10 protein-coding genes are annotated in these 13,792 nt (G+C 61.5%); 9 read left to right on the forward strand and 1 reads right to left on the reverse strand.

Annotation, left to right across the window (positions count from 1 at the left end; translation table 11 throughout):
- Positions 1–230: 230 nt before the first annotated feature.
- The 3 genes from JX325_RS06740 to JX325_RS06750 all read left to right on the forward strand — a co-directional run bounded on the left by JX325_RS06740 (position 231) and on the right by JX325_RS06750 (position 4,254).
- A complete protein-coding gene (locus JX325_RS06740; protein WP_204790389.1) occupies positions 231–1,853 on the forward strand; it encodes a helix-turn-helix domain-containing protein in 1,623 nt (540 codons plus the stop codon).
- Positions 1,850–3,262, forward strand: a complete 1,413-nt coding sequence (locus JX325_RS06745) for a sensor histidine kinase (RefSeq protein ID WP_204790390.1) — start codon at positions 1,850–1,852, stop codon at positions 3,260–3,262. Before JX325_RS06740 ends, JX325_RS06745 begins: the two co-directional genes overlap by 4 nt.
- On the forward strand, positions 3,259–4,254 hold the full coding sequence (locus JX325_RS06750) for an ABC transporter substrate-binding protein (RefSeq protein ID WP_204790391.1): 996 nt from the start codon (positions 3,259–3,261) through the stop codon (positions 4,252–4,254). Before JX325_RS06745 ends, JX325_RS06750 begins: the two co-directional genes overlap by 4 nt.
- Positions 4,255–4,304: 50 nt before the next feature.
- Here JX325_RS06750 and JX325_RS06755 read toward each other — a convergent pair whose 3' ends face one another.
- A complete protein-coding gene (locus JX325_RS06755) occupies positions 4,305–5,372 on the reverse strand; it encodes a GntR family transcriptional regulator (RefSeq protein WP_204790392.1) in 1,068 nt (355 codons plus the stop codon).
- Between the two features lie 503 nt (positions 5,373–5,875).
- Between JX325_RS06755 and JX325_RS06760 the strand changes: the two genes are divergently transcribed.
- The 6 genes from JX325_RS06760 (at position 5,876) to araA (ending at position 13,713) form a co-directional block, all read left to right on the forward strand.
- Positions 5,876–6,919: a substrate-binding domain-containing protein gene (locus tag JX325_RS06760; protein ID WP_204790393.1), complete on the forward strand. Its 1,044-nt coding sequence runs from the start codon at positions 5,876–5,878 to the stop codon at positions 6,917–6,919.
- Between the two features lie 104 nt (positions 6,920–7,023).
- Complete coding sequence (locus JX325_RS06765; RefSeq protein ID WP_204790394.1) at positions 7,024–8,538, forward strand: sugar ABC transporter ATP-binding protein; 1,515 nt, start codon at positions 7,024–7,026, stop codon at positions 8,536–8,538.
- Entirely contained in the window at positions 8,535–9,503 is a 969-nt protein-coding gene (locus JX325_RS06770) for an ABC transporter permease (RefSeq protein WP_374220593.1), read from the forward strand. Before JX325_RS06765 ends, JX325_RS06770 begins: the two co-directional genes overlap by 4 nt.
- 142 nt (positions 9,504–9,645) lie before the next feature.
- Positions 9,646–10,698 carry an ABC transporter permease gene (locus tag JX325_RS06775; RefSeq protein ID WP_204790395.1) on the forward strand — a complete coding sequence of 351 codons (1,053 nt, stop codon included), beginning with the start codon at positions 9,646–9,648 and terminating at the stop codon, positions 10,696–10,698.
- A 12-nt stretch (positions 10,699–10,710) separates the two neighbouring features.
- A complete protein-coding gene (locus tag JX325_RS06780) occupies positions 10,711–12,237 on the forward strand; it encodes a xylulokinase (protein ID WP_204790396.1) in 1,527 nt (508 codons plus the stop codon).
- Positions 12,238–12,249: 12 nt separating this feature from the next.
- The gene (araA, locus tag JX325_RS06785) at positions 12,250–13,713 is read left to right on the forward strand and encodes an L-arabinose isomerase (protein ID WP_204790397.1); all 1,464 of its coding nucleotides are present in this window, start codon (positions 12,250–12,252) and stop codon (positions 13,711–13,713) included.
- Positions 13,714–13,792: the final 79 nt, after the last annotated feature.

A 13,792-nucleotide genomic window follows, 5' to 3' on the forward strand; every position in this document is an offset into this window, starting at 1 on the left:
CGCCTAAGGTTTTTGCGCCCTTCGGCCGGGCTAGGACTGGAAAAGCGAGGAATTCATCCCCCAATATGGTCCTTTATGAGACGTTTCCACTGCCTTCGTCTGTTTGCCTGGCTTTTACCGGCTTTAATCAGTGCTTCCTTAAAAATCTTTTGTAGAATTCCACGGCAGAATATGGTATCCTAAATAAAACAGCCGGAGCGCACCGAGCGGCGATGCGGAGGGGGACCATCATGCTGCGCGTATTTTTAGCTGAGGACGAGAGCATCATCCGGGAAACCCTGCGGGACACCGTGCCCTGGGCCCAATATGGCTATACCTTCGCCGGGGAGGCCGGGGACGGGGAGATGGCCCTGCCCCTTATCCGCCAGTTGANACCNGACGTNCTCATCACGGANNTCCGNNTGCCCTTTATGGATGGCCTGGCCCTCAGCGAGCTGGTCCGGCGAGAATTTCCGGAGATGAAAATCATCATCATCTCCGGCTACGACGACTTTGAGTATNCCCGGCAGGCCATCAGCATCGGTGTGGACCAGTACCTTTTAAAGCCCATCACGAAAAAAGCCCTGCTGGACGTGCTGGAGGAGCTTAAGAAGAAGATCGAGGGGGAACGGGCCNACCGGAGCTATCTGGCCCAGTTCCACCAGNAGGCNGAGGAGTACGAGCAGTACACCCGCCGGGTCTTCTTCGAGNNGGGNNTGGNCGGGCAGCNCTNCGTCCAGGAAATCTATNNGTCTGCGGCCAAGCTGGACATCGACCTCCGGGCCCAGTGCTATACCATCGCCTTTTTCTCCGTTCTGCCGGAGTCCTCCGGCTCGGCGGAAGTCTACTCCGAACCGGGAGCCCGCCTGCGGGACGCCCTGCTGGAGCATTTTCTGAAATACCCGGAATACATCCTCCTGCGCTGGAACCTGACCACCTATGCCGTGCTCCTTAAGGGCGAGACCGCCCGAATGGAGGAGCTGGCCCGGCGCTGCGTGGAGACGGTGCGGAGCCAATACGCCGCCTATGCGCCGGAGCAGAACTGGTATGTGGCCATCGGCCGCCCCACCCAGCGGCTCAGCACCCTGCCCGCCTGCTTTGAGGAGGTCTCCCGCCTCTGGGCCTACCGGCACATCCTGCCCCAGCAGCATGTGCTGACGGCGGACTCCGTCAGCTTTCTCACCGGCACCGGCGGCGGGAACAGCCAGCTGGACCGGCTGGACGCCGGCAAGGTGGACCCGGCCATCCTTTTGGGCGTGATGCAGAGCGCCAGCGCCCAGGAAATTCCCAGTTTCACGGACAAATACATCCACAGCGTGGAAGAGGCCCTGGGGTCCAAGCCGTTTTGCCAGTACCTTATGCTTTCCGTCCGTTTTACGGCGGACCGCTTCGCCGCCTCTTTGGGCGTGGGACGGCAAGAGGCTTTCGCGCCCCTGACCTGCCTGGACCTGGTGGGGAGGAACGTGACGGCGGCGGACTTGAAAAGCTATTTCTCCGCCATTTTGCTGCGGATGGTGGAGCTGCGGGACCAGGCGTCCAGCAGCCAGTGCCGCCAGCTTCTCAAGCAGGCGATGGCCTACATTGACAACCACTTTACCGAGGAATCCCTCTCCTTGAACCAGGTAGCCCGGGAGGTGAACATCTCCGCCAACTACCTCTCGGCGGTGTTCAGCCAGGAGATCGGGGCCACCTTCACCGAATATGTCACCGGGAAACGGATGGACCGGGCCAAGGAGCTGCTCCGCACCACGGACAAGCGCTCCGGCGAGGTGGCGGCGGCGGTGGGATATAAGGACCCCCATTATTTCAGCTTCCTGTTCAAAAAGACCCAGGGCTGCACGCCCCGGGATTACCGGGGAGGAAAGCGCTCATGAGCCGCCCGGATTCCATCCAGAGCCGGATGCGCCGCATGGCGGTGGTGTCCTGCAGCTTCATGGCGGCGGTCCTGGCGGTGACACTGGCGCTGGCGCTGGTTTACAACAGCCAGTACAAAAACCTCCTCTACAATGTGACCACCACCTCGGAGTTCAACCAGGATTTCAAGGAAAACATCGATCTCAAGATGTATTATTACGTCATCGAAAGCCGGTATTCCGAGGGCCTGCCCATCCAGGAGGTTCAGGACGCCCAGGCCCTGGCGAAGGACCTGCTGGACAGCACCAGCCAGAAGGACAGCCTCCAGGNCGTCACCAGCGTGCTGGACCTGTGCGAAAATCTGGAGGAGAAGATCTACCAGATTGAGCAAACCCAAAGCTATGACAGCCGGCAGATGCAGCTGGAAAACAACGTCTACGTCCTCACCGCCCTGATTCAGGAATATATGTACAACTACCTCTACTATGAGTCGGTGCAGCTGAACCTGCTCCAGCAGCAGATTTCCCGGCAGATGGCGGCGGAAATTCTGCTGGTGCTGCTCCTGTCCGCCGTATTGATCGCGCTGCTGGTCCGCTACAGCGTCCACTTGAGCCGCTCCGTGGCCCAGCCGGTGGTGGACCTGAGCCGCCGGGCGGAGGACGTTATCGGAGGCGACCTGACGGTCCGGGAGCCGGTTCGCTCGGAAACCTATGAGATTCGGACCCTCAGCGAGGGCATGGAGCAGATGATCGCCCGGCTCAACGCCCAAATCCAGGAGACTACTCAGAAACAAGCAAGCCTCCGCAAGGCGGAGCTGGCGCTGCTCCAGGCCCAAATCAATCCCCATTTTCTATACAACACCATGGATACCATCATCTGGCTCATTGAGGCGAACCGGCCCCAGGCGGCGGTGGAGATGGTTTCCGACCTCTCCAACTTCTTCCGCCACTCCCTCAGCCGGGGGGAGGATATCATCACCCTGGGGGAGGAGGAGGAGCATGTCCGCAGCTATCTTCAAATCCAGCAGGCCCGCTACAAGGACATCCTGGACTACACCATCCGGATGGACCCCGCCCTGCGGGAGACGCGCCTGCCCAAGCTGACCCTCCAGCCCCTGGTGGAAAACGCCCTGTACCATGGCATCAAGCGCAAGCGGGGCAGGGGCTGCATCCGCATTGCCAGCCAGGCGGAGGGAGCGGCCGTGCTCCTCCAGATTACGGACGACGGCGCTGGGATGACCGCGGCGCGGCTGGAGGAGCTGAACCGGGCGATTGAGAAGGGGGAACGGGTGGGCTTCGGCCTGGTGACCGTCCACGAGCGGCTGCGGCTGCTGTTCGGCCCGCCCTATGGGCTGACGCTTTCCAGCCGGGAGGGCGCGGGAACCACCGTGACGGTGCGGATTCCCCGCCGGGGAAAGGAGGAAGCATGAAACGCGCGTTCCTGACGGCGCTGCTGGCTTTGAGCCTTTTATTCGGCTCCGCCTGCGGAGCCGGGATGAATCCCCAGGGCGATTCGTCCAATGAGGACCTGACGGTCATCGGCATGTGCCAGGTAGGGGCGGAGTCCGACTGGCGGGTGGCGAATTCCGAGTCGATGAAGGCGGTGTTCACCGAGGAGCGCGGCTACCGCCTCCTGTTCGAGGATGCCCGGCAGAAACAGGAAAACCAGATTACCGCCATCCGAAAATTTATTCAGCAGCAGGTGGACTATATCGTCCTGATNCCCATCAGCGAAAGCGGCTGGGACTCCGTGCTCCAAGAGGCGAAGNAGGCGGAGATCCCCGTCATTTTAGTGGACCGCATGGCGGACGTGGGAGACGAGAGCCTCTATGCCGCCCACATTGGCTCCGACTTTTTAAAGGAGGGGAGGCTGGCCGCCGCCTGGATGGAGGACGCCTTTCGGGAGGCGGAGNGCCCTGTCCGCATCATCCACATTCAAGGAACCTTGGGCTCTACCGCCCAGCTTGGCCGCACGGCGGCGCTGGAAGAGGCCGTGGAGGCTCACGAGAATTGGGAATTGCTGACCCAGCTGGACGGGGATTTCACCCAGGCCAAAACTTATGAGGTCATGACGGAATACCTCTCCTCCCTGCCNGGGAGCGGGGATATCAACGTGGTCTACTGCGAGAACGACAACATTGCCTTTGGAGCCCTTCAGGCCCTGGAGGAACGGGGATATGCCTGCGGCCGGGAGGGCGTGAGCGTCATCACCTTCGACGCCACCCGGGGGGCGCTGGCGGAGTGCCTGAACGGAAGGATCGCCCTGGCGGTGGAGTGCAACCCCCTCCTGGGGCCGCTGGTGGAGACGGTGATCCAGGACATGGAGGCGGGCCGAACGCCGGNTAAGCATTCTTATGTGGAGGAACAAACCTTNACCNCGGAGAACCTGACCAAGGCGCTGATTGAAAGCCGGGAATACTGAGAAAGGGCCGGGAACGGATGCCAGCATCCGTTCCCGGCCCTTTTGTCCAATTATCCGCTGCTTCGCGCCACCAGTNCCCATTCCAGGGATTTCGACCGGGCCGCCTCGCCCAGCAGAAGGCCGATCATCTGCTCCGCCGCCACCCGGCCCATGCGGCTGCGGTGGCTGAGGGAGGTGATAGGCACGGGGCCCAGCTGGCTGAGGTAACTGTTGTCGAAGCTGACCACCGCCACATCCTCCGGCACCCGGCGGCCCGCCTCCANCAGGGCTTGGATCAGGTGATAGGCGATTTCATCGTTGTAGCAGATTACCGCTGTGGCATCCTCCAGCCGTTTCTGGAGAAAATCGGTCATTAAGCGTCCGTCCCGCTTCTCCAAAAGATGGCGGCGGTCTTCGGTATCGTACCAGGCGAAGCGCCCGTCCTGAATGGACAGCCCCGCGTCCCGGAGGGCGGAGACGGCTCCATGGTAGCGCTGGGGGCCCTGTACGTCGTCGCTCTTGAAAATCCCGGCGATTTCCCGGTGGCCCCGTCCCGCCAGGTAGCGGACCAGCTGATAGCCGCCGCCGTAATTGTCGTCCGACACACAGGGAACCCGTTCCAGTCCGGCGTAAGCGCCGTGGAGGAAGACGNNGGGCGTGCCCGTCTGGAGAAGGCGCTGGTAGAGGTCGGCGTTCGGGGTGGGCAGGGCGGTTTTGGAACCCTCCACCAGAAGGCCGCTCACCGGCTCTTCCAGCAGGCGGAGGAGGATTTCCCGCTCCGCGCTNACCCGGTTTTCCGTGGCGTAGACGGCGGTGGAGTAGCCCTGTCTGGAGAAGACGTCTGAGGCGTCGTGGAGAATGGCGGGGAATATGTAATCGTCCAGGAAGGAGGTCACCACGGCGATCTGCCGGGGCGCCGCCCCGGGAAGGAGGCCGGTGGCATAGGAGCCGCTGCCCTGCCGCCGTTGGATCAGCCCCTCCTCCTCCAGGAGGGACAGGGCGTGGCGGACGGTCTGGCGGCTTAGATGGTACTGGCGGCTCAGATCCTGCTCTGTGGGCAGCTTATATCCGGGCCGCCCGCTGTTCCGGGCCAGCTCCTCCCGGAGCTTGTCTGCCAGAAGCTGGTATTTTGCCGCCATGCCTGCGCCTCCTCCCGTCATGGATTGCTTTTATTATACCAAGAGTCAATGGTAATCTGCCCAAAATAAAGGTTGATACTTTTTGGAACTTTGTCGCTTTGTTCAAAAGAAAACACAAATTCTTTTGCCGCGTCTGTCGGACTCCGGTTTGGCGGGCAAAATTTTTTACCTTTTACCAAAAGAAAATCAACTGTTTTTTGAAAGTTGGGCAATCTGCCGGAGGAAAAAATTTGCCCTGCTCTTTTGAAAATCAGAAGAAAACAAACGAATCTATAAGACAAATCATAAAATTTTCAACTTAAAGAGAAATTGTTTCTCCGAAAAGATCAAAATTTGTATCACTATCTGTCACAATGTATAAAATTTGTCCTATTTACTCATACAAAAGTGGGTATAATGACCAAAAACGTATTGACTTTGCGAGAGGAATCGTTTTTAATGCAGTTACGGAAACCGGACGGCCGTCCGGCGCGAACCCAAAATTTGAAAGCGAGGAATTGGTTATGAAGAAAGTCTTTTGTCTCCTGCTGACCCTGTGCATGGTTTTGGCTCTGGCCGCCTGCGGCGGCGGCAATGGCGGCGGGGATTCCGCTCCCGCCGACAGCGGCAGCTCTGCCCCGGCGGATACCGGCTCCGACGCCCAGGAGCCCGCCGACGCCTCCGGCGAGCTGATCACCGTCGGCGTCATCAACAACGACCCCAATGAATCCGGATACCGGACCGCCAACGACGCGGCCATGCGGGCGACCTTCACCGAAGAAAACGGCTACAAGGCCACCTTCTACAACAACAACGACGCGGCCCAGCAAATCGCTACCGCCCAGCAGATGGTCCAGGACGAGGTGGACTTCCTGCTCCTCTCCCCCGCCTCCACCACCGGCTGGGACACCGTCCTTCAGGACGCCCAGGCCGCCGGCACCCAGGTCATCCTCTTCGACCGTATGCTGGAAGCTGACGAGAGCATGTACGTAGCCGCCGTCGTCTCCGACATGCCCGCCGAGGGCAAGACCGCCGTGGACTGGCTGGCCGCCCAGGGCCTGGACGAGTACAACATCATCCACATCCAGGGCCACATGGGTTCCGACGCCCAGCTNGGCCGCACCGGCGCTCTGGACGAGAAGGTCGCCGCCGAGGGGAACTGGAACTATGTGACCCAGCAGACCGCCGACTGGGACGAGGCCACCGCCCGCACCATCACCCAGTCCGTGATTGACTCCGGCAAACCCTTCAATGTGATCTACGCGGAAAACAACGGCATGGCCCGGGGCGCCGTGGCCGCTCTGGACGCCGCGGGCATCACCCACGGCAAGGACGGAGATGTCATCGTCATGGGCTTCGACAGCGACAAGTGGGCCTTTGAGGCGGTGCTGGAGGGCAGCTGGAACTACATGGGCCTGTGCAACCCCCTCCAGGCGGACACGGTCGACGGCATCATCAAGGACCTGGCCGCCGGCAATGCCCCCGCTCAGAAGATTATCTACACCCCCGAGCAGGGCTTCGACTGCGATACCCTCACCCAGGCCGATGTGGACACCTACGGCACCTGATTTCAAATAGTCCGAATCGTAACATCACGTGACCCGGCACGCGGCGCGGCATGGCAGCCGCGCCGCGTGCCGCTTGTCGATTTGAAGAATGGAGGCGAATCCCTATGCAGGAAGGCGCGGTATTGGAAATGCGGGGCATCTGCAAGTACTTCCCCGGCGTGCGCGCCCTTCAGGATGTGGATTTCACCCTGCGGAAGGGGGAAATCCACGCGCTGATGGGAGAAAACGGCGCGGGAAAATCTACGCTCATCAAGGTGCTGACCGGCGTGTACCCCAAGGATGGCGGGGAGGTCCACATTGAGGGCGTGGACGGGCCCGCAGTCATCCGCTCCCCCCAGGACGCCCAGAACGCGGGCATCAGCACGGTGTATCAGGAGATCACCCTGTGTCCCAACCTGAGCGTAGCGGAGAACATGTATATCGGCCGCACAAAAGGGGCGGTCACCAACTGGAGGAAGATGAACAGCGGCGCGGGAAAGATCCTGGAGTCCCTGGGCATTCCCGCCAGCCCCACCCAGCAGCTGGGGACCTGCTCCATCGCCGTGCAGCAGATGGTGGCCATTGCCCGGGCGGTGGATATGGAGTGCAAGGNGCTGATTCTGNACGAACCCACCTCCTCCCTGGACGAACAGGAGGTGCAGAAGCTCTTCGGCCTCATGCGGGATCTGCGGGCGAAAGGCGTGGGCATCATTTTCGTCACCCACTTCCTGGAGCAGGTCTACGAGGTCTGCGACCGGATCACCGTCCTCCGGGACGGCCAGCTTGTGGGCGAGTACGTCATTGAGGCCCTGCCCCGCGTCCAGCTGGTCAGCAAAATGCTGGGCAAGGAGCTGGACGACATGGCCGACATCAAGGGCGAGTCCGGCGGCGAGGCGATCAGCNGAGAAGGCGCTCCCGTGCTGGAGGCGCAGGGCCTTTGCAGCAGCGCGGGCATCAAGCCCTTTGATTTCTCCATCCGCCGGGGGGAGGTCAACGGCTTCACCGGACTGCTGGGCTCCGGCCGCAGCGAGTGCGTCCGGGCCATTTTCGGCGCGGACCACGTCACCGGCGGCACGGTGAAAATGGACGGCAAAGAGGTCAAAATCAAAAAGCCGCTGGACGCCATGAAGCTTGGCATCGGCTACTTGCCCGAGGACCGCAAGGGCGACGGCATTGTGGGCGACCTCTCCGTCCGGGAGAACATCATCCTGGCCTATCAGGTGATGAAGGGCTTCTTCCGGCCCATTTCCCGGGCCCAGGCGGAGGCCTTCGCCGACAATTACATCAAGCTCCTGGAGATCAAGACCGCCTCGGCGGATACTCCCATCAAGTCCCTTTCCGGCGGCAACCAGCAAAAGTGCATCCTGGCCCGGTGGCTTCTCACGGACCCCAAATACCTGATTCTGGACGAACCCACCCGGGGCATCGACATCGGCACAAAAATCGAGATTCAAAAGCTGGTCCTGCGGCTGGCGGAGAAGGGTACCAGCGCCACCTTCATCTCCTCGGAGATCGACGAGATGCTGCGCACCTGCTCCCGCCTCATCGTCATGCGGGACCGGAAGGCGGTGGGCGAGCTTTCGGGAGAGGACCTCACCCAGACAAAGATTATGGCGACCATTGCGGGAGGTGACGAATGATGACGCCGGTAAAGAACCCCGAGACCAAATTGAAGCAGCCCGGTGAGAGCCTTTTCAAGCGGCTTGTCCGGCAGCAGCTCTTTATCCCCTTTGCGGCGCTGGCCCTGCTGGTGTTGTTTAATCTGATTGCCGACCCGTCCTTCTTCGCCGTCTCCATCAAGGAGAACAGCCTGGGCAACCCGGTGCTCAGCGGGAACATCATCTCCGTGCTGGACAACGCCTCGGAGCTGGTGATTCTGGCCATCGGCATGACCCTGGTGACCGCCTCCTCCGGCGGACAGGATATCTCCGTGGGTGCGACGATGGCCATTGCGGGAAGCGTCATTTTGCGGATGGTCTGCGGCGGGCAGGTTACCGCCGATACCCTCCAGATGCCGCTGCTTTTGGCCGTCCTCATCGGCATCGTGGTAACCGCCCTGTTCGGCGCGTTCAACGGCGCCCTGGTGGCCTACTTCAAGATTCAGCCCATGGTGGCTACCTTGATTATGTTCACGGCCGGCCGCTCCATTGCCGCCTGGATCAATAATAACCAGCTGCCCATTATGAACGACATCTCCTTCAAATACGCGGGGAGCTTCCTGCCNGGCANCCCTGTCNCCACGCCTATTTTTATCACCGCGTTTGTGATTCTGCTGTTCTGGCTGGTGCTGAAATTCACCACTCTGGGGCTCTACACCCAGTCTGTGGGCATCAACGCCAATTCCTCCCGCCTCAACGGCCTGGACCCCAAGCTCATTAAGCTGCTCACCTATGTGATTCTGGGCGTATGCGTGGCGGTGGCGGGCTTCATCCGGGTCAGCCGCAGCGGCTCCATCAATTACTCCCGCATCGCGGAAAACATCGAGATGGACGCCATCCTGGCGGTGGCCCTGGGCGGCAACGCCCTCTCCGGCGGCAAGTTCAACATCTACGGCTCCATCCTGGGCGCTTATGTCATCCAGTTCCTCACCACCACGCTCTACTAGTATGAGGTGCCCTCCACAGNCCTGCCCGCTTACAAGGCGGTGGTGGTCATCCTGCTGGTGGTGCTCAGCGCCCCGGTGGTGCGGGAGAAGCTCTCCAGCATGAAAAAAGCGCCTGTCAAGGCTGCGAAGGAGGTGTCCTGACATGCCGAAAGGAATTGCCGTTGACAAGCAGGGACGGATCAAGGCCCGGGCGTCTATGAGCGATACCAATCTGCTGCTCACCATCACGGTCCTGGTCTTCTTCGCCCTGTATCTGTCCGCCGTTGTGTTTCTGGGCGGCGGCTTCACCAAGCCCCACAACTTCCTAAACATCCTGAACAACAACGCCTCCTTGATCGTTTTGTCCTGCGGCATGAGCATCGTCATGATCACAGGGGGAATCGACATCAGCGTGGGCGCGGTCACAAGCCTGGTGTGCATGGCCGGCGCGGTGAATCTGGAGCAGCAGGGCGGCAGCGTCCTCACGGTCCTTCTCATCGGCCTTGGCATCGGCCTGGCCTTCGGGCTGGTCCAGGGGTATCTTGTTGCCTATCTGGAGATTCAGCCTTTCATCGTGTCTCTGGCGGGCATGTTCTTCGCCAAGGGCATGACCACCATCGTCAGCAAGGAGCCTATCCGGGTGACCAACGAGGGCTTCCTGGCGGTAAAGGACACCCGTATCACCGTTCCCGGCCTAGGTGCCCCCAATAAGCTGGGCCAGTACATCCCGGCCTATGTGGAGGTGGGCGTGGTCATTGCCCTGCTGGCGGTGGTGCTTCTCTTCTGCCTCCTGCGCTGGACGAAGCTGGGCCGCAGCTTTTACGCCGTGGGCGGCAACAACCAGAGTGCCAACATGCTGGGCATCAACGTGCGCCGGACCAAATTCCTGGCCCATATCCTGTGCAGCCTTCTGGCGGGGCTGGGCGGCATCCTCTACTTCCTCCATGTGGGAAGCGGCGACGTGGCCAACGGCGCGGGAGACGAAATGAACGCCATCGCCTCCTCCATCATCGGCGGGACCCTGCTCACCGGCGGCGTGGGCAACGTGGCGGGCACCTTCTTCGGCGTCCTGAGCCTGAACACCATCAAGCGCATCGTCTNCTNCCTGGGCTTTGACGAGGCGTGGTGGTCCAACATCACCGTGGCGGCTATGCTCTGTTTGTTCCTGGTGATTCAAAGCATCGTGCTTTTGCGGAAGAATACCGCCAAGCAGTAAGGAGGGAACGAGATGAAAACCTGTTTGGGCATTGAGCTGGGCTCCACCCGCATCAAGGCCATGACTATCGACGAGGGGTTTCAGCCCGTCTCCTCCGGGGACTACACCTGGGCCTCCCGCTATAAAAACGGCGTTTGGACCTACCCCCTGGAGGAGGTCTGNACAGGGCTGAAAACAGCCCTGTCCCAGGTGGAGGGCCGGGAGGACATCGCCGCCATGGGCGTGTCCGCCATGATGCACGGCTATCTGGCTTTCGACAAGGACTGGAAGCTTCTGACCCCCTTTCGCACCTGGCAGAACACCATTACCGGCCCGGCGGCGGCGGAGCTGACGGAGCTGTTCGGCTTTAACATCCCCCAGCGCTGGAGCATCGCCCACCTCTATCAGGCGGTGCTGAACGGAGAAGCCCACGTTCCCCAAATCGCCCACATTACTACCCTGGCGGGCTATGTCCACTACATGCTTACAGGCGTGAACGCCGTGGGAGTGGGGGAGGCCAGCGGCATGTTTCCCATCGACAGCGCCGCCCTGGGGTATGACGCCGGGATGCTGGCGAAATTCAGCGCCCTGCCGAAGGTGGAGGCCCTGCCCTGGAAGCTGGAGAATCTCCTCCCGAAGGTGCTGACGGCGGGAGAGTCCGCCGGGATGCTCACGGAATCCGGCGCGGCCCTGCTGGATGGTCTGCTGGTCCCGGGAATCCCCTTCGCCCCGGCGGAGGGAGACGCGGGCACCGGCATGACCGCCACCAATGCCGTGGCCCCCCGGACGGGCAACGTCTCCGCCGGAACTTCCATTTTCTCGATGGTCGTTCTGGAGAAGCCCCTTGAGAAGGTCTATGAGGAGATTGACCTGGTGACCACCCCCGCCGGCGCCCCGGTGGCCATGGTCCACTGCAACAACTGCACCAACGACACCAACGCCTGGGTAAACGTCCTGGGGGAGGCGGCTCGTTTGTTCGGCGCGAATCCCGACTCCGGCGAGCTGTACACCAAGCTCTATGAANAGAGCCTGGAAGGGGAAGCGGACTGCGGCGGCGTGCTGGTGTGCAACTACCTGGCCGGGGAGGGCGTCACCCATATGGACGCGGGCCGTCCCCTGGCAGNCCGGACGCCGGAGGCAAATTTCACCCTGGCGAACTTCTTTAAGGCCCAGCTCTACGCCACCATGTCCACCTTGAAGATCGGCATGGATATTCTGGCGGAAGAGGGGGTGGCCATTGACTCCCTGACGGGCCACGGCGGCCTGTTCAAAACGCCGGTGGTGGGACAAAGCTACCTGGCCGCCGCCTGCGGCGCCCCCGTTGCCTGCATGGAGACGGCGGGAGAGGGAGGCCCCTACGGCATGGCCCTGCTGGCGGCTTATATGCTGCGAAAAGCGGAGGGCGAGCGCCTGGAGGATTTCCGGGGCAAACGGGTCTTCGCCGGCTCCGCCGGGACCACCGTTCAGCCCAGCGCCGCCTTGGCGGAGGGCTTCAACACATACATCCGGCGGTACAAGGCTCTGCTCGAGGTGGAGCGGGCCGCTGTGGAACATCTGTAAGGAGGAAAATCCATGAAACAGTATCAGTTCTGGTTTGTTGTCGGCAGTCAGTTCCTCTATGGCCCCGAGGTGCTGGACACCGTGGCCGCCCGGGTCGCCGAGATGGCGGAAAAGCTGAGCGCCGTCCTGCCCTATCCCCTGGTCTATAAGGTTACCGCCAAGACCAATCAGGAAATTGCCCAGGTCTGCAAAGAGGCCAATTACGAGGATTCCTGCGCCGGAGTGATTACCTGGTGCCATACCTTCAGCCCCAGCAAGATGTGGATCAACGGCCTGGCGGACCTCCGGAAGCCCTGGTGCCACTTTGCCACCCAGTACAACCGGGAGATCCCCAACGAGGAGATCGACATGGACTTCATGAACCTGAACCAGGCCGCCCATGGCGACCGGGAACACGGTTTCATCGGGGCCCGTCTGAGAAAGCCGCGGAAGGTCATCGCCGGGTTCTGGCAGGATGAGGAGGTTCAGGCCCGCATCGGGAGTTGGATGAAGGCCGCCGTGGGCGTGGCCGTTTCCAAGTCCATGAAGGTCATGCGCTTTGGAGACAATATGCGGGAAGTGGCCGTCACCGAAGGCGACAAGGTGGAGGTCCAGGCCAAGCTGGGCTGGCAGGTGAACACCTGGGCTGTTGGCGACCTGGTCAAGGTGATGGACGGGGTCACCGAGGCCGAGGTCGACGCCCTGATGGAAACTTATAAGGCCAGCTACGATTTCGCGACCGATGATCTGGAAACCGTCCGCTATCAGGCCCGGGAAGAGATCGNCATGAAAAAGATGCTGGATGCCGAGGGCTGTCTGGCCTTCTCCAACACCTTCCAGGACCTCTGGGGCATGAAGCAGCTTCCCGGCCTTGCCTCCCAGCACCTGATGGCCCTGGGCTACGGCTACGGCGGCGAGGGCGACTGGAAGGTCTCCGCTATGACCACTATCCTGAAAGCCATGGGCGAGGGCGGCAACGGAGCCTCCGCCTTCATGGAGGACTACACCTACCATCTGGTGAAGGGCCAGGAGTACNGCCTGGGCGCCCACATGCTGGAGGTCTGCCCCTCCGTGGCGGCGGACCGGCCCCGGATTGAGGTTCATCCCCTGGGCATCGGCGGCCGGGAGGACCCGGCCCGGCTGGTGTTCGAGGGCAAGGAGGGCGACGCCATTGTGGTCAGCCTCATCGACATGGGGGGCCGCCTGCGGCTGATCTGCCAGGATATCCACTGCGTCAAGCCCATCCTGCCCATGCCCAATCTGCCTGTTGCCCGTGTCATGTGGCAGGCGGAGCCCAGCCTCACCACCGGCGTGGAGTGCTGGATCACCGCCGGAGGAGCCCACCATACGGTCCTCAGCTATGACGTAACGGCGGAGCAGATGAAGGACTGGGCCAACATGCTGGATATCGAGTTTGTCCACATCACCAAGGACACCACGGTGGAGAGCCTGGAGCACGACCTGTTCCTCTCCGACCTGGCCTGGAAATTGAGATAATCCATATGTTCAAATAACGTGCACCGCAGGGGCCGCCGCCCTCGGCGGCCCGTCCCCGTCAACCCTGGCAATTGTGGAG

Source organism: Oscillibacter sp. CU971 (genome assembly GCF_905219725.1).
In the GTDB taxonomy this organism is placed as follows: domain Bacteria; phylum Bacillota; class Clostridia; order Oscillospirales; family Oscillospiraceae; genus Oscillibacter.